General features: G+C 62.7%; 17 protein-coding genes. 8 read left to right on the top strand and 9 right to left on the bottom strand.

Features of this window, described 5'->3' with window-relative positions; genetic code table 11:
* Window positions 1-22 precede the first annotated feature (22 nt).
* Complete coding sequence (locus tag J0663_RS13290) at window positions 23-2,002, bottom strand: phospholipase D-like domain-containing protein (protein ID WP_207240782.1); 1,980 nt, start codon at window positions 2,000-2,002, stop codon at window positions 23-25.
* 263 nt (window positions 2,003-2,265) lie between these two features.
* Here J0663_RS13290 and dxs point away from each other — a divergent pair, with 263 nt between their 5' ends.
* Window positions 2,266-4,182, top strand: coding sequence for a 1-deoxy-D-xylulose-5-phosphate synthase (dxs, locus tag J0663_RS13285; protein WP_207240781.1), 1,917 nt, complete (start codon window positions 2,266-2,268; stop codon window positions 4,180-4,182).
* A 215-nt stretch (window positions 4,183-4,397) separates the two neighbouring features.
* On the opposite strand, the gene J0663_RS13280 is transcribed toward dxs, so the two are convergent.
* Window positions 4,398-6,341 carry a methyl-accepting chemotaxis protein gene (locus tag J0663_RS13280; RefSeq protein WP_207240780.1) on the bottom strand — a complete coding sequence of 648 codons (1,944 nt, stop codon included), beginning with the start codon at window positions 6,339-6,341 and terminating at the stop codon, window positions 4,398-4,400.
* A 108-nt stretch (window positions 6,342-6,449) separates the two neighbouring features.
* Entirely contained in the window at window positions 6,450-6,599 is a 150-nt protein-coding gene (locus tag J0663_RS13275) for a hypothetical protein (RefSeq protein ID WP_207240779.1), read from the bottom strand.
* Window positions 6,600-6,608: 9 nt separating this feature from the next.
* Here J0663_RS13275 and J0663_RS13270 point away from each other — a divergent pair, with 9 nt between their 5' ends.
* Window positions 6,609-7,355 (top strand): TlyA family RNA methyltransferase, encoded by a 747-nt coding sequence (locus J0663_RS13270; protein WP_207240778.1) that lies wholly within the window; start codon window positions 6,609-6,611, stop codon window positions 7,353-7,355.
* Window positions 7,352-8,602 (top strand): class I SAM-dependent RNA methyltransferase, encoded by a 1,251-nt coding sequence (locus tag J0663_RS13265; RefSeq protein ID WP_207240777.1) that lies wholly within the window; start codon window positions 7,352-7,354, stop codon window positions 8,600-8,602. Before J0663_RS13270 ends, J0663_RS13265 begins: the two co-directional genes overlap by 4 nt.
* Before the next feature lie 63 nt (window positions 8,603-8,665).
* Here J0663_RS13265 and mcpU read toward each other — a convergent pair whose 3' ends face one another.
* The 3 genes from mcpU to J0663_RS13250 form a co-directional block, all read right to left on the bottom strand.
* A complete protein-coding gene (gene mcpU, locus J0663_RS13260) occupies window positions 8,666-10,747 on the bottom strand; it encodes a methyl-accepting chemotaxis protein McpU (RefSeq protein WP_207240776.1) in 2,082 nt (693 codons plus the stop codon).
* 204 nt (window positions 10,748-10,951) lie between these two features.
* Window positions 10,952-11,704 (bottom strand): crotonase/enoyl-CoA hydratase family protein, encoded by a 753-nt coding sequence (locus tag J0663_RS13255; protein ID WP_207240775.1) that lies wholly within the window; start codon window positions 11,702-11,704, stop codon window positions 10,952-10,954.
* 9 nt (window positions 11,705-11,713) lie between these two features.
* Window positions 11,714-13,492, bottom strand: coding sequence for an acyl-CoA dehydrogenase family protein (locus J0663_RS13250; RefSeq protein WP_207240774.1), 1,779 nt, complete (start codon window positions 13,490-13,492; stop codon window positions 11,714-11,716).
* A gap of 211 nt (window positions 13,493-13,703) precedes the next feature.
* Between J0663_RS13250 and J0663_RS13245 the strand changes: the two genes are divergently transcribed.
* Together J0663_RS13245 and J0663_RS13240 are read left to right on the top strand one after the other, a co-directional pair.
* Window positions 13,704-14,699, top strand: a complete 996-nt coding sequence (locus J0663_RS13245; protein WP_207240773.1) for a transporter — start codon at window positions 13,704-13,706, stop codon at window positions 14,697-14,699.
* A 374-nt stretch (window positions 14,700-15,073) separates the two neighbouring features.
* The gene (locus tag J0663_RS13240) at window positions 15,074-15,337 is read left to right on the top strand and encodes a DUF982 domain-containing protein (RefSeq protein ID WP_168300710.1); all 264 of its coding nucleotides are present in this window, start codon (window positions 15,074-15,076) and stop codon (window positions 15,335-15,337) included.
* 115 nt (window positions 15,338-15,452) lie between these two features.
* Here J0663_RS13240 and J0663_RS13235 read toward each other — a convergent pair whose 3' ends face one another.
* A complete protein-coding gene (locus J0663_RS13235; protein ID WP_168300709.1) occupies window positions 15,453-15,920 on the bottom strand; it encodes a BA14K family protein in 468 nt (155 codons plus the stop codon).
* Window positions 15,921-16,036: 116 nt separating this feature from the next.
* Window positions 16,037-17,281, bottom strand: a complete 1,245-nt coding sequence (locus tag J0663_RS13230) for an aromatic ring-hydroxylating oxygenase subunit alpha (RefSeq protein ID WP_207240772.1) — start codon at window positions 17,279-17,281, stop codon at window positions 16,037-16,039.
* 402 nt (window positions 17,282-17,683) lie between these two features.
* Here J0663_RS13230 and J0663_RS13225 point away from each other — a divergent pair, with 402 nt between their 5' ends.
* From J0663_RS13225 to J0663_RS13215, 3 genes are all read left to right on the top strand, one after another.
* Window positions 17,684-18,292 (top strand): DUF6656 family protein, encoded by a 609-nt coding sequence (locus J0663_RS13225; RefSeq protein WP_085777171.1) that lies wholly within the window; start codon window positions 17,684-17,686, stop codon window positions 18,290-18,292.
* 61 nt (window positions 18,293-18,353) lie between these two features.
* Complete coding sequence (locus J0663_RS13220; RefSeq protein ID WP_207240771.1) at window positions 18,354-19,328, top strand: L-threonylcarbamoyladenylate synthase; 975 nt, start codon at window positions 18,354-18,356, stop codon at window positions 19,326-19,328.
* Between the two features lie 32 nt (window positions 19,329-19,360).
* Window positions 19,361-20,797, top strand: coding sequence for an FAD-binding oxidoreductase (locus tag J0663_RS13215; RefSeq protein WP_207240770.1), 1,437 nt, complete (start codon window positions 19,361-19,363; stop codon window positions 20,795-20,797).
* 261 nt (window positions 20,798-21,058) lie between these two features.
* Here the strand turns inward: J0663_RS13215 and J0663_RS13210 are convergent, their stop codons facing one another.
* Window positions 21,059-24,382, bottom strand: coding sequence for a DUF1217 domain-containing protein (locus J0663_RS13210; protein ID WP_207240769.1), 3,324 nt, complete (start codon window positions 24,380-24,382; stop codon window positions 21,059-21,061).
* Between the last annotated feature and the right edge of the window lie 193 nt (window positions 24,383-24,575).

Below are 24,575 nucleotides of genomic sequence, written 5' to 3'. Positions count from 1 at the left end.
GCCGGCAACCTCTCCCGGAATTTCATCCCTTCGCGAAATAGCGCGTCAGTGCTCCCTTCGTGCGGTTGACGTAGCCGTCCTGCCAGCTGTCGTCGACGTTGAGAAAGCCCGACCAGCCCTTCTTGCCCTGACGCTTCAGCTCCGCCTCGACCGCTCGGAAGCGATAGTGGTCGTAGACATCGAGGATATGGACGGCATAGGCTTCGGCAAGCGCGCGGTCGCCTTTGACGATCAGCATGTTCTCGTCATTTGCGTAGGAGGCCTTGAAACCCAGATTATGGCTGCCGAGGACGACCACGCACTCGTCCGAGAGGGGATCGACGACCAGCACCTTGTCGTGAATGATGGCGCCGACCTTTTTTGCGGTCAGCTCTTCCGCCCCGAAATCAGCCAGGAGCTGACGGTCGTCGATGCGCGAGGCGCGGACGATCGAGACATTGGCCTCGTCGAACGTGTGGGGCGAGACAGCGTCGATGTCGTCGTCCTCGTCGTCGGGATCGTTCTTCTTGCCGGCGACATAATTGGGCATGGCCTGCGGGCTGGAAACGGCGCCGGTGACGATCAGCTTCTGATCTTTGAGGCCGATGTCGATCGCCTCGCCGACGATGCAATCCCTGCCGGACTGGCCGGGATAGAAGGCCAGAAACAGCACGGCATGCTCGGCGCGTCGCATTAACCGGTAGACCTCGCGAAGGTCGGGCGGTGTCTCCTTGCCCTTTCTTCGGCTCTGCATGTTTGGCGAAAACCACGCTTCGACGGAAGCGCCGTTGGCGGTGGGCACAATGGACGGCATCTCGTTCGAGCGGCGGAACGCCTTGCTCTGCTGGTTGTCGGGCATGCCGTCGTCGAATTCAACGGGCGCTTCCAGCGTCGCATTGTCTTCCAGCATCCGATCCCAATAGGAGATATAGGCGGCTGCGACCGCGTCGTTCCTGACGATCAAGGCATTGTTGGATTGGCCGGCAAGGCCGGTGGCCGTCCAGTTGGTGCTGCCGGTGAAGACGCTGCGATCGGCGCCGCCGGGCGGGATGTGGACGACGAACTTGTTGTGGCCGATCTGGCTGGAATTGTTGAACATCCGGTGGTGAATCTCGACGCCGGCCGCGATCAGCGCCTCCCGCGCCTCACGATTGCGCACATCCCAATCGTCTCCGACCTTTCCGGTATTGGCAAGGATGATGCGCAGCTTGTCCTTGTTGGCAAGGAGCAGCTCCAGCAATTCCTTGTCCTCCAGCTCGTAGAGGGCGACGAGGAAACGGCCGGGCGCGTTCATGAAATCCCTGAGCATCGGAATGACATCGCCGGCAAGATATTTGCGGATGCCGTTCGACGGCGTGGAAATCATCTCGATCAACTCGTTCGGTTGTTTCACGCCGTCCTCCAGGAGGACGTTTCGCAGCCACTGGGCGGCGAGGATGCCGTTGGTGAAGGTGGAGTCGAACTGGCCCCGCTTGCGCGTCACATGCACCGGATTGGAGGCGACGGCCGGCCCGAGATAACCGAGCGGCCGCGGCGGTCCCTCATAGGCCTTGACCGCGATTTTCTCGAAGGTTCCGTCAAGCTTCTTGATCGGCCTGCCATTCTCATCCCGCTTGTTGATCTCGACGATCTCAGGCGTCGGATCGGGCGCTGCCGGCATGCCGGGCTTCAGGTCGCCGAGCGGGCGGATCTCGTAACGCACACGAACCTCGTCGGGCCGCCGTCTCATCTCGTTGCGCCGTTTGCGCAGCGTCAGATCGCGCCAGGACAGCTTCTGCACCGGCCAGAGCGAGGTGGTCTGCGGCAGCCAATGCGGATTGCGCTGCCCCTTGAAGGCGACCCAGGCGGCGCAGGTCACCCGGTCCTCGCTGCCATCGGGCCTCGTCGACACGTTTCCTTGCTCATCGAGATAGACGCGGACGACTTCGAACCCAAGGCATCCGTCGATCTTGGCGTCTATGTCCCAGGCCACATAGGCGACCTCGTTGTTGACATAGGCATGCGCTGCAACAATCGTTCCCATGACCTGCTCCCCCAGCCAGAGCGACCACATTGCTACCATTCCGTGTCATATTCAAGCGGCTCGCCAGCTGTCCGCGCGCCGATCGCCTCGGCAAAACAGGCGAATGCAACTCACAGAAATAGAAAGTGATATCTTCCGAAACCGCTCACACTTTTTTCCGCCATGCTCTAAGGTGAAAACCTTCGGTTCCTGAAATGCACTTGTTTTGCCCCGATCTAATCGAATAAAGCGGAACAAGGAAAAGCAAGAAAGAGCGCCCGCCCGTGACACAACTGCCGAAGACCCCCCTGCTCGACCAGGTCATCTACCCCGCCGACCTGCGCAAGCTCGAGGATCGCGACCTGCCGCAGCTCGCCCGCGAAGTCCGGGACGAAATGATCGACGCGGTGTCGCGCACCGGCGGTCATCTCGGCGCCGGCCTCGGCGTGGTCGAGCTGACGATCGCCATCCACAGCGTCTTCGACACGCCAAACGACCGGCTGATCTTCGATGTCGGCCATCAATGTTATCCGCACAAGATCCTCACCGGGCGGCGCGACCGGATCCGCACGCTGCGCCAGGAAAATGGGCTGTCCGGTTTCACCCGGCGGGCCGAAAGCGAATATGACCCCTTCGGGGCGGCGCATTCCTCGACGTCGATCTCTGCCGGCCTCGGCATGGCGATTGCAGCTGATCTCGACAAGGCAGACCGCCGCGTCATCGCCGTCATCGGCGACGGGGCGATGTCGGCCGGCATGGCCTATGAGGCGCTGAACAATGCCGGCGCCCTCGACGCCCGCCTCATCGTCATCCTCAACGACAACGACATGTCGATCGCGCCGCCGACCGGGGCGATGAGCGCCTATCTCGCCCGCCTCGCCTCCGGCCGCACCTATATGGGCTTCCGCGATTTCGGCAAGAAACTGACGGCCTATCTCGGCAAGAACATCGACCGGGCGATCACCCGCGCCGTCGAACATGCGCGCGGTTACGTCACCGGCGGCACGATGTTCGAGGAGATGGGCTTCTATCATATCGGGCCGATCGACGGGCATTCCTTCGAGCACCTGCTGCCGGTGCTGCGCAACGTGCGCGACAATGGACGCGGCCCGGTGCTGATCCATGTCGTCACCCAGAAGGGCAAGGGTTATCCGCCGGCGGAAGCGGCGGCCGACAAATATCATGGCGTCAACAAGTTCGACGTCATCACCGGCGCGCAGGCGCGGGTCAAGCCGAATGCGCCGAGCTATACGAGCGTCTTTGCCGAAGCGCTGGTGCAGGAAGCCGCTCTCGACGACAAGATCGTCGGCATCACCGCCGCCATGCCGAATGGTACCGGCCTCGACAAGCTCGCCGAAGCCTTTCCGTCCCGCTGCTTCGATGTCGGCATCGCCGAGCAGCATGCGGTGACCTTCGCCGCCGGCCTTGCGGCCGAAGGTTACAAGCCCTTTGCGGCGCTCTACTCCACCTTCCTGCAGCGCGCCTATGACCAGGTCGTGCACGACGTGGCGATCCAGGGTCTGCCGGTGCGTTTCCCGATCGACCGCGCCGGCTTCGTCGGCGCCGACGGGCCGACCCATGCCGGCTCCTTCGATACCGCCTTCCTCGCGACCCTGCCCGGCTTCGTGGTGATGGCGGCGGCCGACGAGGCCGAACTGAAACACATGGTGCGCACGGCGGCCGCCTATGATGCCGGCCCGATCTCCTTCCGCTATCCGCGCGGCGAAGGTGTCGGCGTCGACCTGCCGGCGCGCGGCGAAATCCTGCAGATCGGCAAGGGCCGCATCGTCAAGGAAGGCACCAAGGTGGCGCTGCTCTCCTTCGGCACCCGGCTTGCCGACTGTCTGCTTGCCGCCGAGGACCTCGATGCCGCCGGTCTTTCGACGACGGTCGCCGATGCCCGCTTCGCCAAGCCCCTCGACCGCGAACTGATCCGCCAGCTCGCCCGTCACCACGAGATGCTGATCACCGTCGAGGAAGGCTCGGTCGGCGGCTTCGGCAGCCAGGTGATGCAGTATCTTTCGAGCGAGGGCCTGCTCGACAACGGGCTGAAGATCCGTTCGCTCGTCATGCCCGACATCTGGATGGAACAGGCCAAGCCCGAAGCGATGAACGCCCATGCCGGGCTGGATCGCGCCGGGATCGTTTCGACGGTGTTCCGGGCGCTGGGACGCGGGGTTGCCGTTGGAGTGGCGGGGTAAGTGATCGGCTGAGGGTGTGCCTTGTAGCCCCTCATCCGCCTGCCGGCACCTTCTCCCCGAGGGGAGAAGAGATTTGCGGGGACGTCTCGATTCCCCCTTCTCCCCAGCGGGGAGAAGGTGCCCGTAGGGCGGATGAGGGGGCCACACGGCAGGTCCTCTCAATAAAAAAGGCGGCGCATTGCTGCACCGCCCCTTTCATTCAACATCCCTTCCGCTCAGAACTCCGTCCAGTCCTCCTGGACCGCAACCGCCGCACTTACCTCTCTGCCGCCGAAGGCCTTGGTGACCTTGCTGGCGAGCGCGCGGGCCGGTGAGGCGACGGGGCGGGAGGCCGGCGTTGCGGCTGCCGTCCTCTGGGCCGGAGCGGCAAGCTCGGTTCCGAGCTTGAACTGGCGCAGCAGTTCGTCCAGCGCGCTGGCTTCCTGGGCAAGCGCATGGCTTGCGGCGGTCTGCTGCTCGACCATCGCCGCATTCTGTTGCGTGCCCTGATCCATGTTGTTGACGGCGGTGTTGATCTCCTGCAGGCCGATCGACTGTTCACGCGTCGCGGTGACGATCGCGTTGACGTTGCGGTTGATCTCCTGCACCTCGGCAACGATCGCTTCCAGTGCCTTGCCCGTTTCGCCGACCAGCGTGACGCCGGTCTGGACATGGGTGCCGGAATTGGTGATCAGGTCCTTGATTTCCTTGGCCGCCTTGGCGGAACGCTGGGCGAGCTCGCGCACCTCCTGGGCGACGACGGCAAAGCCCTTGCCCGCCTCACCGGCGCGCGCCGCCTCGACGCCTGCATTCAGCGCCAAGAGGTTGGTCTGGAAGGCGATATCGTCGATGACGCCGATGATGTTGGAGATTTCGCCCGAGGACTTCTCGATCTGCTGCATGGCGGAGACCGCCTTGCGGACGACATCGCCGGATTTCTCGGCGCCGAGACGGGTGCGCTCGACGAGATTGCCGACATCTTCGGCGCGCTTGGCGCTGTCGCGGACGGTGGTCGTCACCTGCTCGAGCGCTGCGGCGGTCTCTTCGACGGCGGCAGCCTGCTGCTCGGTGCGGTGAGCAAGGTCATCTGCCGCTGAGCGGATCTCACCGGCGCCGGCATTGATCGCCGAGGCGTTGCGGCCGACTGACTGGAGGGCGGCCTGCAGCTTTTCGACGGCATTGTTGAAGTCGTTGCGCAGGCTGTCATATTGCGGTGCGAACGGTGTCTGGAGGCGGGCGGCGACGTCGCCGATGGCAAGGCCGGCGAGACCACCGGCCAGGGCGTCGACGGCATGGCGGAGCTCGCCTTCCTCGCGCGCCTTCTGCTCATCGCTTGCCTGGCGCTGGCGCTCGGCGTCATCCCGCATACGGTCGGTTTCACCGGCAAGGCGCAGCTTCTCGATCGCCGCCTGCTTGAAGACCAGCACCGACTGGGCCATGCGACCGATTTCGTCGCCGCGTTCGACAGCCGGAACCTCGATATCGTTCTGACCGCTGGCGAGGCGATCCATGGCCGCGGTCATGCCGACCACCGGGCGGACGATCGTGCGCGACATCAGCCAGGCCAGAACGGCGGCGGCAAGCGAGGCGACGATGCCGCCTGCAAGCAGCGTCATCTTCAGATCGCTGTTGGCATCGGCCCGGACCGCGGCGAGCGCATTCGACTTTTCGCGGGCGGTGGCCTTGATCTTGGCGGACGCCTGGCGGAACCCGTCGAGCTGACCCTTGGTGGCGTTGACGCCGATCTTGACGACCTCTTCGATCGGCATGTCGGTCTCCTTGCGCGCCTTGGTCTGCGGCTCGGCAAGTTCATGGAAATAAAGGTCGGCGGCCCTCTGCATGCCGTCGATCATCTCGATGAGCTGCGGCTCGCCTGATGCCGTCTGCTTGGCGGCGGCAATCGCCTTCAGCATGCGCTCGCGATTGGCGAAGACATCGCCATAGGTGCTGTCGCTGCGGAAGAGGATGAAGCCGCGCAGGTTGACCGCCTGCTCGAGCATTGCCTGCAGCGCGTCGTCGATCTGGTTGACGAGCAGCTCGGATTTTTCCTGCTCGGCGGAAGCGACCGCCGATGCCGTCGCCTTGGAATAGACGAAAGCCGAAACGGACATGAAGATGAGAATGAGGGCTGCGAACGTGGCCGCAAGCTTCCCGTTCAAGGATATGTTTTTAGCGGACATCGGTGAATTTCTCCTGGCGACAGTCGACGCGGCGAGAGACGGCCGCGCAAAAGGCGCAACCGCAGAGACTGGAATCGGAAACATGATCGGCGGAAGACGCCTGCGCCCTCATGGCACGAAGCGGTCCGGACGAACCGCTGCAATCGTGCCGAACCTATGCGGGCAGGCTTTAAATTTGCTTAAATCGTGCATCTGACGAATTGCCTGCAACAACCGCGCCGGAACAAAATGCTTGCAAGCGGCGGCTTTGCCGGTCATTCACAGCCGATGTCGGATCAAAACAGCCAGCGCCTCGATCAGCTTCTCGTCTCCCGCGGCCTCTTTTCCAGCCGCTCGCGGGCGCGCGACGCCGTGCAGCGCGGCACCGTCCGGATCGGCGGCCAAGTGGTAACCAAGGCCGGCGCGCTCTTCGGCGACGATGCCGCTATCGAGATCGACGATCCGGCACAGGATTACGTCTCGCGCGCCGCGTTGAAGCTCGCCGCCGCCCTCGACCATTTCCGGCTCGATCCGGCCGGCCACCACTGTCTAGATATCGGCGCGTCCACAGGCGGCTTCACCGAGGTGTTGCTGCAGCGCGGTGCCGCGCATGTCACCGCGATCGATGTCGGCCATGGGCAGATGCACCCGCGCATTTCGGGCGATCCGCGAGTGACGAACAAGGAAGGCCTCAACGCCCGCAACCTGACGGCAGAGGATATCGGCGATCCCGCCACCTTCATCGTCTCCGACGTCTCCTTCATCTCGCTGAAGCTGGCGCTTGCTCCGGCCCTTGATCTGGCCGGGCCGGGTGCGGTCGCCGTGCTGCTCGTCAAGCCGCAATTCGAGGCCGGGCGCGAGGCGATCGGCAAGGGCGGGCTCCTCAAGGACCCCGCATCCGCTCCCGCCGTCGCCTCCGAACTGCAGCGCTGGTTCACCGAGGATAGGGGCTGGAAGAGCCTCGGCCTCATCCCTTCCCCGATTGCCGGCGGCGACGGCAATCAGGAATTCCTTCTGGCAGGATTAAAACCGTGAGCACCGAAACCGTCACGATCGAGAAACTCGGCGCCCAGGGCGACGGCATCGCCGGCGGCGCCGGCGGGGCCGTCTACGTACCCTTTTCCCTGCCCGGCGAAACGGTGGCGATTGCGCGCGTCAAAAGCCACGGCACGATCATGTCGATCGCAACACCTTCGCCCGACCGGCAGGAGCCGCCCTGCCGGCATTTCGGCCCTGACGGCGTCAACGGAACCTGCGGCGGCTGCACGCTGCAGCATCTGGCGGATGCCCCCTACCGCGCCTTCAAGCGCCAGCTAGTCGTCGACGCGCTGAGATCGAAGGGGCTGACAGCGGAAGTCGGCGAGATCGTTCCGGCTCGGCCGGGCGAGCGCCGGCGCGTCGTGTTTGCGGCGCGCAAGACCGAAAAGGACATGCTGATCGGCTTCAACCAAGCCGAAAGCCATCATATCGTCGCCATCGAGGAATGTCCGATCTCCTCGGCCGGGATCGTCACGCGGCTGCCGGCGATCAAGGCGATCGCCGCTTCGCTCGCGACCAGCGCCGAACCCTTCCGGATCGCGGTGCTCGAAACTCTTTCCGGCCTCGATGTCGCCGCCGACGAGGTGAAGAAACTGTCGGACGCGCAGCGGCGCAAAGCGATCGAGACGGTGCTCGGCCTGCGCGGCATCGCCCGCGTTACGGTGAACGGCGAAATCCTGGTCGAGCCGTCGAAGCCGCTCATCGATTTCGGCGGCGTGTCCGTGTCACCGCCGGCTGGCGGCTTCGCCCAGGCGACCAAGCCGGCGGAAGAGGCGATGGCGGAGCTGGTGCTTGCCCATGCCGGCAAGGCCAAGCGGATCGCCGATCTCTTTGCCGGCGCCGGCACGTTTTCGCTGCGGCTGGCGCAGATCGGCCGCGTCCATGCTGTCGAAGCCGAGGCCAAGGCGCTCGCGGCCCTCGATCAGGCCGCCCGCAAAACGCAAGGCCTGAAGCCTGTCACGGTCGAAAAGCGCGATCTTTTCCGTCGTCCGCTGATGACGCAGGAGTTCAAGCCCTATGACATGGTCGTCTTCGATCCGCCGCGGGCCGGCGCGGAGTTCCAATGCAAGGAGCTTGCCCGCTCGGCGGTCAAGAAAATCGCGGCCGTCAGCTGCAATCCGCTGACACTGGCGCGCGATCTGGCGATCCTTGTCGAGGGCGGCTACCGCATCACCGGCGTCACGCCGATCGACCAGTTCCTCTGGACTTCGCATGTCGAGGTGGTGGCGACGTTGGAGAAGTAACCGGCGCCATTCGGCAATCGCAAATGCCCGCGGCGAGCGCGGGCATCTCCGAAGATAGCCTTCTCAAGCGGCGCGGCGGACAGCCAACGCTTCCTGAGCGCCGAGTTTGAACTGCGCCAGAAGCCGCATCAGTTTCGCGGCCTCCTGGGCAAGACCATGGCTGGCGGCCGTCTGTTCCTCGACCATGGCTGCATTTTGCTGGGTGCCCTGATCCATTGTGTTGACGGCAGCGTTGATCTCGGCGAGGCCCGTCGACTGTTCACGCGTGGCGATCACAATGGCCTCGACGTGGCGGCTGATTTCCTGCACCTGCGCAACAATCGATTGCAGCGCCTTGCCGGTATCGCCGACGAGTGTGACGCCTGAACGAACCTGAGCATTCGAAGTCGTGATCAGACCTTCGATTTCCTTGGCGGCCTGGGCCGAACGCTGGGCCAGTTCGCGCACTTCCTGGGCAACGACGGCAAAACCCTTGCCGGCTTCACCAGCGCGTGCGGCTTCGACGCCGGCGTTGAGCGCCAGCAGGTTTGTCTGGAAGGCAATATCATCGATAACGCCGATGATGCTTGAGATCTTCTCCGAGGACTGTTGGATGCCGGTCATGGCATCGACGGCCTTGCTGACGATCTCGCCCGAATGTTCGGCGTCGTTGCGTGTGCAGCCAACCAGGCTGCCGGCCTCTTCGGCGCGGCGAGCAGTATCCTTGACGGTCGTGGTGATCTCTTCCAGAGCGGCAGCCGTTTCCTCGACGGAGGCCGCTTGCTGTTCGGTGCGGCGGGCAAGGCCGTCCGCAGCGGTACGGATTTCCGTCGCTCCAGCGTCGATTGCATGGGCATTGCTGCCGACGGCCAGGAGGGCAGCGTCCAGCTTGGCGACAGACGTGTTGTAGTCGCTGCGAAGGCGATCGAGGTGAGAGGCAAAGGGTGTTTCGATGCGATGGGCAAGATTGCCTTCGGAAAGTGCTCCAAGCGCGCCGGCAAGCGCATCGACGGCATTGCGGATCTCCGCCGCTTCGCGTGTTTTCTGCGCTTCGCGTTCCCGGCGCTCGCGCTCCGTCAGCGAACGGCCCTGCTCGGCTTCGTCTTCCAAGCGCTCCCGGTCGACAGCATTCGCCTTGAACACGGCAACGGCCTCCGCCATCGAGCCGATCTGATCACGGCGCTCCTCGCCTGGAATGGCGGCGGAAAGATCACCGGCGGCAAGCTTCTGCATGGCAGCGGTCATCGCCGTGATCGGACGGATGACGAAGCCGTGCAACAGCCATGCCATGGCGGCAATCATGATGCCGACGGCAAGGAGCGTGGCGACAAGGGCTGCGATGCGGAACTGGTTGAGCGTGGCGAAGGCTTTGTCGCTGTCGACCACGAAGCCGAGATACCACTTTACAGTCGGAAGACCCTCGACCGGCACGAAGGACACCAGCACCGGTTTGCCGGCAAATTCGGTTTCGGTAAGGCTGCCGCCGATCGTCGGCGTGATCGTCGGGAAGGCATCGGCCAGCGTCTTCGTTACCAGCTTCGCATCGGGGTGGATGAGAATTTGGCCGCTGTTATTAACGAGGAAAGCCTCGCCCTGCCCGCCAAGATTGATCTCCTTGATCATCTTGACCATGGTTTCCAGCGAGAAATCGCTGGCAGCAACGCCGGCAAGCTTGCCATCGCGGGAAACCGGAACGGCAGAGCTGATGATGAGATTGCCGCTGGATGCGTCAGTATAGGGTTCGGTCAGCACGGGGGCGTTTGCCTTGACGGCATCCTGATACCAGGGACGCTTGCGCGGATCGTAATCCGCCGGCAGCGGCAGGTCCGGCCACGACGTGAAGACGCCCTGCTCATCGCCGAGGTAGGTGCTGACAAACTGGGTGGCAAGCACGTTGTTCTGCAGAACCTTGCGAACACCGTCACGATCGACTGCCTTGCCAACAGCATCGCCGACCATGGCGGTCAAGATGACGCGCCCGTTCATCCAGTTGGCGAGGCTGTGGGCGGCCTGCTCACCCGAGGATTTGATATTCGCTTCGATCGAAGCGGTGGTCACGCTACGCTGAACGTGATCGATGTAATAGGAAAAGGCGGCGAAAGCAGCTAGGACTACGACAGACGCTGCAACCAGGATGCGCGTCATCAAATTGGTCTTCTTTGTCACGCCATGCACTCCTTCAAATAGATTCGGGGGCGCAACGGTAAAGCACGCTGCCAAGTGGGCGGCGGCACCGTTGGATGAATTTGAACAAGGGGGTCAAGCACATCATGCGCCCGGACGGCCGAGGGAATCCGTCGCGCTCTAGTTATTTAGCTTATACTTAAAAGGAGCTTAAGATCTCAGCAAAAACCATGAGATTATAGGGGCTCAACGTCGCATAAAAGCTTCGAAAGCGGCCCGCGCCTCTGCACTTTTCAGCCGGGCTGAGAAATGGCGAGCCTCGTCATCGATACGGGCGATAATTTCCTGCTGCGGGCCGCGGAGGAGTTCACGGGCGATGCGCAGCGCCTCGGGCGGCTTGGCGGCAAGCTTTGCGGCGACCGCCAGCGTCTGGCTTTCAACTGCTTCCGGCGTCGTCACCTTCCAGATAAGTCCGGCTTGCCGCGCCTCCTCGGCGCTGAAGGCCTCTCCGGCAGCGAGCATGGCAAAAGCCCGCTGGTGTCCCATAATGCGCGGAGCAATCAGGCTGGACGCCGCTTCCGGCACCAGCGCCAGATCGACGAAGGGCGTGCGGAATTGGCTGCGGTCGGAAGCAATCGTCAAGTCGCAATGTAAGTTGAGGGTCGTGCCGATGCCGATCGCCAGGCCGTCTATCCCGGAGACCAGCGGTTTTTCCGATCTGACGAGCGCATAGAGGAAATCGATCAGTTCCTCTCCCATGCTGCCGCTCGTGGCGGCGGCCAGAAAATCGCCTATGTCGTTGCCGGCGGAAAAGCTGCCTTCGGTGCCGAGGAACACGGTCGCCCTGATATTCGCGTCCGTATTGGCGTTATTCAGCGCATCGGCCATGGTGCGGTACATCGCCCGCGTAAAAGCATTCTTCTTTTCCGGCCGGTTGAAGCGGATGAGCTGGACGCCTTGATGGGCGGAAGGCTGCTCGACGACGATGTGATCGGTCATGTGGTTTCCTCAGGCAAGCAGGATGCGAGCGGCGGCGAGGCTTGCGGCGCCGTTGACCACCCGGTCGCGAAGGGCCGCGGCCTCGGCCAGTAGGTTTTCGGCGGCGAAGCGGCAGAGCGAGATGCGGCCCTCGCCTCTGCCATCCGCGCTCTCGGCGAGCGCACCCTTGGCGAGATAACAGCCGGTGAGCACGAGACCGAACAGGCGCTGATAGGGCGTGGCGCCGGAGAGCGCGTCAGCGGCCCTCTCCTCTGCCTGCGCCTTCAGGAGCCAGGCGGTCGCTTGTTCCAGATCGACGATGGCGACATCGAGCCTTGCGGCCGTCTCACCGAAGCCACCGAGATTCGAACGGCGCACACTCTCGACGATCTGCTTGAGCTCGGCGATGAAACCCTTGACCTGGTCGCCGCCGGAGAGCGGCAGCTTGCGGGTGACGAGGTCGATTGCCTGGATGCCGTTGGTGCCCTCGTAGATCGGCGCGATGCGGGCATCACGCAGATAACGCGCCGCCCCCGTTTCCTCGATGAAGCCCATGCCGCCATGCACCTGAATGCCGAGCGAGGCGACGTCGACGCCGGCATCGGTCGAAAAGGATTTGGCGATCGGCGTCAGCAGCGCGGCGCGCTCCTGCCAATGGCGGCTATCCCCGCCTGCCCGGTGCGACATGTCGATCGCGTGGGCGCAGGCATAAGCGATGGCCCGCGACCCCTGCGTCAGCGCCTTCATGGTCAGCAGCATGCGGGCGACATCGGGATGCTCGACGATCGGGCTCATGCCGGCGCCGGTCCAGCCCGGCGCCCTTCCCTGCGTGCGTTCCCCGGCATAGGCAAGCGCCTTCTGGGTGGCGGCCTCGGCAATCGCCACGCCCTGCATGCCGACGGCCAGGCGGGCATTGTTCATCATCGTGAACATGCAGGCCAGCCCCTTGTTCTCCTCGCCGACCAGCCAGCCCACGGCGCCCTTTTCATCGCCGAACCGGCCGTCGCCATAGATCATCGTGCAGGTCGGCGAGCCGTGGATGCCGAGCTTGTGCTCCAGCGAATGGCAGAAGAGGTCGTTGCGAGGCCCAAGCGAACCGTCGTCGTTGACCAGGAACTTCGGCACGAGGAAGAGCGAGATGCCGCGCGTGCCGGCCGGCGCATCCGGCAGGCGGGCCAGGACGAGATGGATGATGTTGTCGGCCGCGTCGTGTTCGCCCCAGGTGATGAAGATCTTCTGGCCGAAGAGGCGGTAGCTGCCGTCATCGCGGCGTTCGGCGCGGGCCTTGAGGACGCCGAGATCGGAGCCGGCATGCGGCTCCGTCAGGTTCATGGTGCCGCTCCATTCGCCGGACACCATCCTTGCCAGATACTTCTCCTTCAGCGCGGCGCTGCCATGGGTACTGACCGCTTCGATGGCGCCCATCGTCAGCGTCGGCGCGAGCGCGAAGGCCATCGAGCCGGAATTCCACATTTCCAGCGCCGCGACATTCAGCATATGCGGCAGCGCCTGGCCGCCGAAAGCCTCCGGCGCGGTCAGGCCGTTCCAGCCGCCGGCGATCCAATGGCGATAGAGATCGCACCAACCATCCGGCAGCCGGACCTCGCCATTCTCCAGACGAGCGCCCTGGCGGTCGCCGATCTCGGCGAGCGGCGCCACTTCTTCTGTGGCAAAACGTCCCGCCTCGGCCAGGATGGCGTCAATGAGATCTTCGCCGAGGTCTCCGAAAACTCCGTTCGAAATCGCCTCGCCCATGCCGGCTACATGCTTCAGCGTGAAGGCAATTTCTTCGATGGGCGCCTTGTACATGCATTCTCCTCCGTGGGACCGGCTCGCATCCGGCAAAGCCCCTCCGAGGCAAGGGCTAATTGATTTTTACGTAAACGTCAATTTCGATTTCGCGGGCGATCATGCGATATTCGCGCCCGGCATGGCGCTTTCTTCTTGCACCCTTGCGCAATTGACCGTCATGGAGAAACTCTAAAGAAATGACTTCGCCTTCGCAAAGGACCGGCGAACAATGGATACATTGCCCGTCAACATACCCGGTTTCGTCTGGGCCTATCGCTTCTCGCCCGACGAAAAAACCGCGGTGCGATTGAACAACAGTGCGACGGTGGCGGAACTGACCGCCGATGATGGTTTTTACTGGCTGCACCTCAACCTCGTCGATGCCCGCGTACCGGCCCTGTTGGAGACCCTCACCGGGCTGACGGAGGATGCAAAATCGGCGCTCACGACACGTGACACGCATGCGGCGATCACCGTCGACGATCAGATGCTCTACGGTACGCTCGTCGACTGCCAGCGCGATTTCGCCCAGGACACCAACAATCTTGGCTGGCTGCATTTCGCCATGTCCGACCGCTTCATCATCACCACGCGGCTGCAGCCGCTGCGCAGCGTCGAGCGGGCACGGGCGCTGATCGAGAAGAACCCCGGCAAATTTTCGGGGCCGGTCGATCTTTTCGAACTGCTGGTCATCGAGTTCCAGCGCACCCTCATCACGATCGTCATCGAACTCACCGAAGAGCTGAACCAGATCGAAGACATCGTCTACGACAACGCGCCGCGCGACGAGCGCCGGCGGCTGGCGCCGGTCCGGCGGACCGTGGTCCGGCTGCATCGGCACCTTCGCACCGTTCTGGCGCTGATGCGCCGCGCCGCGGCGGCCGACGAAGACGAAATGCCCTTCGGCTTCGACGATGTGGCAAGGCGGCTGACGAGCCGGCTGGAAACGGTCGACCACGATATCTATGCACTGCAGGATCGGGCCCGCCTGCTGCACGAAGAAATCGATTCGAAACAATCCTCCGAGACCAACCGCCATCTCTATCTATTGTCGATCATGACCGCCTTCCTGCTGCCGCCGACGCTGGTGACCGGCTTCTTCGGCATGAACACGGCCAACCTGCCCTTTTCGGTCGGCGACTACGGCACGGAATATGCTTTCATCCTGATCATCGGCTCGATCGCCTTCGCCTGGTGGCTGCTGCGGCGGGTGAATATTCTTTAAACCGCAGCCGAATTGGCCCGTTATCGGCCTGCCAGCACGCTTGCCTAGGTCGAGCCACGTGTCTTGACCCAGGCAAACAGCCTCTGTCCAAGATGGAGAATTGCACTCCTGGCGCGGCCCATTATAGGGCTTGAACGTGTTCTCGTGGTGCGAGAGGACCGGCAGCGGTTGGCGCACTAGGAGACGTGGCTGAACCCATCTGGGACGCGGCCACTGTCAGCATTGCGACGCTCTGACCATCTGATTATGGCCTCGGCGATGGCGGGCAATCTCAGACATCGATGCCCGCGTGATCAGTAGTTTCATGCCGCCACCTCGCCCGGAACGGATCTTGCACGGTTACTAATATGTTCACCGTGTGGAGGTCTAATGTCATGAAGTGGCACACACCTGGAGAATTTTGCCCTCTGATGCTCGTCGTGAACGGGCCGGAAAAATACAAGCTCGTCGCGAGCCTCTGGGAGGCGGCCCAAATGCTGACCGCCTGCTGGCCCCTCGACGATGGGGAGGAATATCTTACAGCTATCATGGTGTGCCGTGATGCGATCCATGGGGATGTTCCGGCTGAGGACGCGCGGGAAGCGCTGATCCGTGCCGCAAAGGAAGCAGGCATTCCGGTAATCACCGTCGTTCACTGAGTTTGTGCGCTGTTCCTTCAATGCCACGGCCCTCCGCTTCGCGCCCCACGTTTGGCCCTTCCCCTCTCCCGTTTGCGGGGAAAGGGGAAGGGTGAGGGGCAGCATTCGGGACCTATCAATAAGGCGAATAGCACTGCTGCCGTGGGCCGTTATAAGGCTGGAAGGTGTTGTCGTATGCGCGGTAGGACCGGTAGCGGTTCGCGCACCAGGCGACGTGGGCCGAACCCATGCGCGGCGCGGGCGCGGCGTAGCGCGGAGCAGCAATGACGGCGCCGGCGCCGAAGGCGGCCAGCGGATACCAGTAGCCGTTATAGCGGCGATAGCCCGGGCGGTAGTAGGAATAGCCGCGATAGCCACCATACCAACCCGGCCGGTAGTAGGCGCCGGGGCGATAGCCGGGCCGGTAATAATCCCGGCGGTACGGCCGATAATAATCGCGGTAATATTGGACATTCTCGACAGCCGAGGTTTTTTCAACCTGCGGCGCGGCCGGCATCTGTATTGCTTGCGACGGCACGAAGCCCGTCAGCACGACAGCGGCGGCCAGTACCGCGGTCGCAATTTTGTTTCTCAGGCCGATCATTTCTTTCTCTCCATTCAGCAGCGATAACCGCTTGGTCCTGCAACGCTTTCGGGAGAAAATGGTTCCAAAAGCGGCCGGAACGGGCCGCTTTTGGAAAGCGGGCTCAATTGGCGCGCTCAGGCGACGGCGGAGATTTTCGCCGTTTCACCCTGCAGGCGGTTCACCATGAAGTTCGAATACCATTCGAGGAACTGCATGACGCCGCCTTCGTGCAGGGCGGAATAAGGACCGGGCTCATAGGCGGGCGAGTGAATGCCGAAGGCATTTTCCTCGACGATCCGGCGGTCCTGGTCGTTGGTCTCGGTCCAGACGTGGGTCAGTTCCTCGAGATTGTAATCCACGCCTTCGACGGCGTCCTTGTGGACGAGCCACTTGGTCGTCACCGCCGTCTCGTTGGCGCTGAGCGGCAGCACCCGGAAGGAGATGGCGTGGTCGCCGAGCAGATGGTTCCACGTCGTCGGGTAGTGGAAGAGCAGCATGGTGCCGATATGGCTGATCGAGATATCGTCGGAAATCCGGCGCTGCACGGCGGGCTTGCCCGACATGGTGTAGCTTTCGGCGTCCTCGATCAGCGGCATGCGGGCGATGCGGAATTGACCGTCCGGCGAAATCTGGAACTTGCTCGGCAGGCCGGCGGCCTCGCAGCGCGCCCAATGGCCGGCGATCTCCGGATCGTCGGCGCCGCCGTCGGTGCCGGTGACGCTCGGGGCTTCGGGATAGGTGCGGCAGAGTTCTGGGTGATTGGCGGCGCAGTGATAGCACTCGCGGTTGTTTTCCCAGACGAGCTTCCAGTTGCCCTTCTCGATGATCGTGCTCTGGAAAGCGACCTTGGTCTCGCCGATCCGGTGCGGCGCCATATAGGGCTCGATCTTGTCGCGCACCGGCTTGAAATCGGGGGCAGCGTCGGCGAGGCAGATGAAGATGTAGCCTGCCACGCTCTCGCAATGGACGGGCTTCAGGTTGAAGCCCGACTTGTCGAAATCGTCGCCCATGTGGCGGGCAAAGGCGAGCTTGCCGTCGAGATCGTAAGTCCACTGATGATAGGGGCAGACGAGGCGCACGGAAGAGCCATGCTCCTTCGTGCAGACGCGCGAGCCGCGATGGCGACAGCTGTTGTGGAAGGCGCGGATGACATTGTCGCGGCCGCGGACGATGACGACGGGATAGCTGCCGATCTGCACGGTGAAATAGGCGCCCGGCTTCGGCAGTTCGCAATCATGGCCGATGAACAGCCAGTCGCGGTAGTAGATCATCTCCATGTCGAGCTTGAAGTAATCCTCGTCGGTGTAGAACGGCTGTTCGAGGCTGAAACCCTCGCGGCGGTTCTTGAGCTGACGTAAAACGTTGCTGCGAATATCCATCTTCATGTCCTCGTGCACCCGGCTGCCGCCTTCAAGCCGAAGGCTATGGAAGCGCGCCTGCTTCCTTCTCCTGCGGGAGAATTGTTCATGACGCCATTTAATCACCTGGCATTCCTGCCGCTTAGTTGTAATGCGACATCGGCTTCGAAATTGACGACAGGACGCGCCGGGGCTTCAAGATGCCCTCCCCGTCGATCCGATCGTCCGACTCTGCGGGCAATTATCGCCATTTGCGACATTGCGTAAAGACCGGATCGGCAAAGAGAGCGGCTCTCCGATATCGACGATTGTCGCATTTACGACATCGCCGGCTTCCACCTGATGCGCCGGCCGCTTCTTAACATCGCATTAAGCATACGATCTTATCCTGCTTTCGACCTCAGACCGACGAAGCGCTAAACCATGGCCAGACTCCGCTATTTCGACGCGAAAGAAGTAATCCGGCCGCAGGAGCGGCCACTGGTCGCCGCGCATTCCGAATTCCTGCGCACCGGCCGCATCCCCCGCGACCGGCGCCACTGGCTGGCTGAGGAAAGGCGCTACCTCACCCATGACGAGGTCGCCGCAAAGACCGGCCGCAAGCTGCAAGCGGCCGGCGAGAAGACGCATCAGCACATCAACGGCTTCCATCACTCGATCCAGTTTCCGAAGATGATCTTTCACCGGACGCTGGAGGACAGCCCGCATCTGGGTTATTGCCACGTCACCGCAGCCCGCACGAAATTCGCCCGCTACGAAGAGGTGAGCTGGGCCTTCTACATCGCCAACTTCTATTCCGAAATCGGCGACAACGACAACTTCTTCGAACGGATCGACGTCGGCTATTCCCGGATGTATTTCGCCGTCGCGATCAAGCCGGGTGAGGAGTCCTCCGAGAAGATGACGATCGACCGTTCCGTGCGCGGCAATGGGCTGCTCTTTCGCACCCACGATCCGCAGGCGGCGATCCGAAACATCCTGCTGCTCGGGGCCCGCAACGAACAGCTGCGCGAAATCATCCGGCAGCTATAAACGCGATTGATCGTCGGCGACGGAAAGCCTAATGACTGCCGGAACCAGACACGGGCAGCACATGGCACGAATTATCGATATCGGGGCAAACAGGCAGGCGGCGCTCGAAGCGGCCTGTGCCGCTCTTTCCGACGGCTTTGCCATCGCCATGCCGACGGAGACCGTCTACGGCCTTGCGGCCGACGCCACCAATCCGGCGGCCATCACCCGCATCTACGAGACAAAGGGCCGGCCGCGCTTCAACCCGCTGATCTGCCACATGGCCGATCTTGAGATGGCCGAACAGCATGCCGAGTTCGACCCCGTATCGCGGGCGCTCGCCAAAGCCTTCTGGCCCGGCCCGCTGACGCTCGTGCTGCCGCTGAAGGCTGAAAGCCCGATCCACGCGCTGGCGACCGCCGGTCTCGACAGCGTCGGCGTGCGTGTGCCCAAGGGCTTTGCCGGCAGCCTGATCAGTGCCTTCGGGCGGCCGCTCGCAGCGCCGAGCGCCAATACGTCAGGCGCCATCAGCGCAACGAGTGCGGCTCATGTCGAGGCCGATCTCGGCGCGAGAATCCCGTTGATCCTCGATGCGGGGCCGAGCGCCGTCGGTGTCGAATCGACCATCATCAAGGCCGAGGGCGACCGGCTGCGGCTGCTTCGCCCCGGCGGACTGGCGGCACGCGAGATCGAGCGTGTCGCGGGCAAGCCGCTGCTGCGCGCAAAAAAGGCATCGGCGGCGATCGAGGCGCCGGGCATGCTCGCCTCGCATTATGCACCGGGCGCCAGCGTGCGCCTCAACGCGACGGCGGTGGAACCCGGCGAAGCGCTGATCGCCTTCGGCAGCGCGGCGGTCGAAGGTGCGCGCGCGGCGCGCATCGTCCTCGACCTCAGCCCGCGTGGTGACCTGGCGGAGGCCGCTGCCAATCTTTTCGACTATATGAAGCGGGCCGATGCCAGCGGCGCTGCGAGCATCGCCTTCTCGCCCATTCCGGACGACGGCCTCGGCGAAGCAATCAACGACCGCCTGCAAAGGGCCGCCGCGCCCCGCGACTGACAGAGCTGATAGAAGCGATTAGGATCGACCTGATGAGCAGCCCCGGCATTTCCACCGATCTTCTCGACCGTTTCGCCGCAATCGTCGGCGATAAATATGCGCTTCGCGGCGAAGCCGATCTGGCGCCGCATCTGATCGAAAACCGCGGGCTCTATCATGGCACTTCCCCTCTGCTGCTGAAGCCCGGTTCGGTCGAAGAGGTCTCGGATATCATGAAGCTTGCGACGGAGACCGGAACGGCGATCGTGCCGCAGACCGGCAATACCGGCCTCGTCGGCGGCCAGACGCCGCGCACCGGCCAGGCCGACATCATCCTGTCGCTCGAACGCATGACGAGAATCCGTGACGTCGACCCAGTGGCGAACGTGCTGGTCGCCGATGGCGGCGCCATCCTCGCCGATGTGCAGAAGGCGGCCGAGGCGCATGGGCGGCTCTTTCCGCTGTCGCTCGGCTCCGAGGGCTCCTGCCGCATCGGCGGCAATCTCTCCACCAATGCCGGCGGCACGGCCGTGCTCGCCTATGGCAATATGCGCCAGCTGTGCCTCGGGCTCGAAGTGGTGCTGCCGACCGGCGAAATCTGGGATGGCCTGCGCCGCCTGAAGAAGGACAATACCGGTTATGACCTGCGCGACCTCTTCATAGGCGCGGAGGGCACGCTCGGCATCATCACCGGCGCGGTGCTGAAGCTGTTTCCCCAGCCGCTCGGCCATCAGGTCGCGTTTGCCGGCCTGCGCTCGGTCGAGGATGCGCTCGCCCTCTTCAATCTCGCCGCCAGCCTCTGCGGCACCTCGCTCACCGGTTTCGAGCTGATGCCCCGCTTCGGCGTCGAGATCACCACGCGCCATATCGACGGCGTGCGCGACCCGCTGGAAGCGGCTTATCCCTGGTATGTGCTGATCGACATCTCGACGTCGGATTCGGCCGAGACGGCGGAGCGGATGATGAATGGTGTGCTCGAGCAGGGCTTCGAGGCCGGGCTGGTGCTGGACGCCGCGATCGCCGCCTCCGTCGCCCAGCAGAAGGCGATCTGGCACATGCGCGAGAGCATGTCGGATGCGCAGAAGCCGGAAGGCGGTTCGATCAAGCACGACGTGTCCGTGCCGGTGTCGAAGATCCCGCATTTCATGGCCGAGGCAGAGAAAGCTGTGATGGCGGCGATGCCGGGCGCCCGCATTTGCGCCTTCGGCCATATGGGCGACGGCAACATTCACTACAATATTTCCCAGCCGATCGGCGCCGACAAGGCCGCGTTCATCGCCCGCTGGCGCGAAATGAACCATATCGTCCATGGGCTGGTGCTCGCCCATGGCGGCTCGATCTCGGCCGAGCACGGCATCGGCCAGCTGAAGCGCGACGAACTGACGGCGATCCGGCCGGCGATCGAAATCGAACTGATGCGCCGCATCAAGCGCGCCTTCGACCCCGCCAATATCATGAACCCGGGAAAGGTCGTCAGCCTCGACGTTTGAGGGCGGCGGTCGGGGTTGGCGCGCTTGAAAGGCGCCTTCCTCTCCTCCCTCATTCCTGTGCTCGTCACAGGAATCCAGTGCGCCCAAGTCCTTGGGCGCGGAAGACTTCCTTCAAAGCCGCATGAGTCATTCAACGCGCGGACGCGCGGTGGCTGGATTCCTGTGACGAGCACAGGAATGAGGGTGAAGAAATGGCAGCATCTCAAACCTACGGCGCCGTAGCGGCGTGCTGGATTAGCCGCTGGTCTTAAACCTGCCGGATTAGCCGCCGCCGGTCAGGATCTGCAGCGCCGGCGATTGCTGGGTGCTGTTCTGGACGTCGTACATCGCGGTGAAGCGCCGCAGCAGCTTGTCGACCTTTTTCGGATCCTGGAGATCCTCGAGCTTGACGAAGCGATTGATGAGATCGGCCTGCTTGGCGACGTCCATGCCCGAGATCTGTGACGGCAGGCTGTAAGCTGTCGTGATGACCTGATAGAGCGCCCTGTCGCCAAGGATGCCGTAGATCGAGGTGATGCTGGAGGCCTTGCGGCTGAAATAGAGCGCCAGACGGACGCCGTCGTTGCTTTCGCCCTGCTGGGTTTCCAGCGTTTGCTGCAGGTAGAGCTGCTCTGTGTGGTCCTCGGCCGCCTTGTTCTGGATGGTGCCGATCTTGGCGCGGGTCAGATTGCCGTCCTTGTCGAAATTGAAGGCGGCGACGATATCCTTGAAACGCGCATCGGCCTTGGTGTTCAGATAGCTCTTCTTGTCGTCGGGGTCGGAGGTGAAGATCTTCTTCAGCGTCGCCTTGTCGTAATCCTTCGGGTCGAGGTTGTTCGCCTTCAGCACCAGATCGGTGAGGCGGCTGTCGTCGAGGAAATCGTCGAGCGACTTCACCTTCGCTATGCCCTTGGCGAAATAATCGACTTCCGCCGTCGCATCCTTCGCCGCCTTGTCCTTCACCGGGCCGTCCTTCAAGAGCATGGTGACATGCGCCTTGTAGTCGGTGGCGTATTTGGCCATGGTCGCTTCGGGAAGCGCCTGGAAGGGCGCCGCCGCCTTGCCGTCGGGACCGAAGTTGAAGGCGCGGGCAAGATTGGTGATGCGTTCGTCCTTGAGCGAGGCGATATAGCCATTCGGGTCGTAGGCATCACTCGTCAGGATCTTGCGCATCATCGAGCGCGGCAGTTCCTGGTCCGTCAGTCCGAAGGCCTGCAGCGCCACATGATAGGGGTCCGGCAGATCGTCGTTGCTCTTGCTGAAATCGGCCGCGGAATTGGTCCGCAGAAAGTCATTGACGCTGTCGATCGCCGAGAAATCGAGCAGGCTGGTGCTGTCGGCCATCATTTTCTTGTAGTTGGACACGACATCATCAATCGCCTCGTCACGCTCGTCGTCGTAACGCGCCATGTAATTGTCATTGGTGGCCTGCGCCTGTTCGGCGGTCTGGACCGAACTGATGGCGGGAAGCGAGCCATCGGCGGCGAAGTTGAAATCGGCGTTGAGATCGGCGTAGCCGGCGGCGGCAGCGGCCGTCGCATCGGTGAGGATGCTCCTCAGATCGGTATTCGAGATCGTGGAGGGCAGATTGTAGGTGCTCTTCAGGAAATTGGTGATGGCGGGATCGGCAAGCAGATCATCGACATTGGCGATCGTCGCCATGCGGGAGGAGTAGTCGTTTGTGCGCGCCGAGGCGGCGATTTTCGTGTTGGTGATCTGGCTGGCGGTCTGGGCAGCCATGCCATCCTCCAGCGATCCGTCAGCCTTGAAATTGAAGGCGGCGGCGACGTCCGCATAGGTGCCGGTTCCGCTCTGATCGGTCAGGATGTTGCGAAGATCGGTGTCGCTGACCGTCGGCGGGATGCCATAGGCATTGCGCACGAAGTTGTTGAGCCTGTTGTCCGCCAGCAATTGATCGACGTTCGAGATTCCGGCGATGGTCGATTGATAATAGACTGCCGCACTGTCGGCCTTGTTGGCGGTGTTGGCGCTTTGCGCGGCGGTCTGCGTGGCGTACAGGGTGGCGACGGAACCGTCCGCCTTGAAATTGAAGAGATCGTGAACGTCGCCATAGCCTTGGGCGCTGGCCGCCGCGGGATCGACCAGGAAAGTCCTCAGCGTCGCGTCGGAGATGCTGTCGGCGATCTGCATGCTGTTTCGGAGATAGCTGACCGCAACCGGATCGGACATGATGTCGTCGACATTGGTGACACTGCCGATCATGGCGTTGAAGTGGGCTGCATTTGCCGCCGAGTTGTCGGTGGTCGATTTGCGCTGTGCGTCCGTCTGGATCACCGAACCGTTGATCGAGCCATCCGCCTGGAAATTGAAATCGGCATTGAGATCGGCATGGCCTTGCGCGGCGGCATAGGCCGGGTCGGTCAGGATGCTCTTCAGCTCGGCATTGCTGAAACTGGTGCCGAGGCCGTAGGCATCCTTGATGTAGCGCGCCAGCACGCTGTCGGCGAGCAGATCGTCGACATTGGTGATGCTGCTCGATTGCGAGGTCACGATATAGTAGTTGCCGGTGTTTGACGCGGCCGACTGCAGCTTGTTCGCCTGATCGATCGTCTGGACGCGCCCTGTGGTAGAGGTCGAGCCGTCCGCCTTGAAATTGAAGGCGTTGTAGACGTTGGTAAAGCCCATCAGCTGGGCGTAGCCTGGATCGGTCAGCACCTGGCGCAGCGCTGCCGAGGTGAAGTCGGCGCCCATGCTGTAGGCCGTCTTGATATAAGAGGTCAGGCGGGCGTCGGCGACGAGATCGTCGACATTGGTGATCGTGCCGATCTTGGCGGTGTAATAGGCCTGGTTGTAGTCGGCAGCGGTCTTGCTGACATAGTAGACATCAGAACCAACCGAATTGTCGATGATGACGGATTGGGAATTCAGCGTGTAGGTCTCGATGACCGAGGCCTTCTGCGTCGCCGTCTGCGCCGTGCCGTTAACGGTGCCGTCGGCATTGAAGCTGAACTGGGCGGCAAGCGCCTTGTACTTGTCGCCGCCCTGCGTGTTGACGACGCTTGTCGGGTCGCTGAGATCGCTTGTGAGCACCTGGCGCAGAAAGTCCTTCGACGCAAAGGTGGGATCGATCTTGAAGGTCTTCAGCACATAGGTGCGCAGCCGGGTGTTGTTGACCAGGTCGTCGACGGTCTGCACGCTGTCGATATTGTTGCTGTAATAGGTGCTCTCGACGCTCGCCGCCTTGTCGGCATCGATGAAGGACTGCTTGTAGAGGCCGATGAGGTCATCCTCCTGCGCGTCCGTCTGCACGTCCTTCTCGGGCGCATTGAAATTGAAGGCGGCGGCGAATTCGCGGTAGCGCGTGTCGGAAAGCTTGTTGGCGTAGCTGTCGGGATCGGTCAGATCGCTTTCCAGCACCTTCTTCATGAAGGCCTTGGCATAGGTCATGTCCTCGAGGCCATAGGCCTTCATCGCGTAGCTATAGAGCTTGTAGTCCCCGAGGAAATCGTCGACGTCTTTGACCTTGTTGATGTTGTCCGCGTAGTACTGGGCGTCCTTCTTGACCGTCGCCTGCGACGCAACCTTGTTCAGGCTCGACGTCATATCCTTCGACAGGATCGTGTAAGCGAGGGAAGCCGTGATCATGAATAGCGCCCTTTTCGGCAAAATCTCTAAAAGAACGACGAACTGCTGGTGGGCCCATTTTGCCACGCAAAGCTTACCTGAGACTTACCTTTAGCTTGCGTCATTTCAGGGCAGCATACCGTTCACCTTCCGGAAACCCTGCCGGATTCGGTTTTGATAACCATCAGGGGAGGCAAAGTTTTCTTAACCGCAA

This window comes from Rhizobium lentis, from assembly GCF_017352135.1.
GTDB lineage: Bacteria > Pseudomonadota > Alphaproteobacteria > Rhizobiales > Rhizobiaceae > Rhizobium > Rhizobium lentis.
This window is presented reverse-complemented; position numbering and strand designations above follow the sequence as displayed.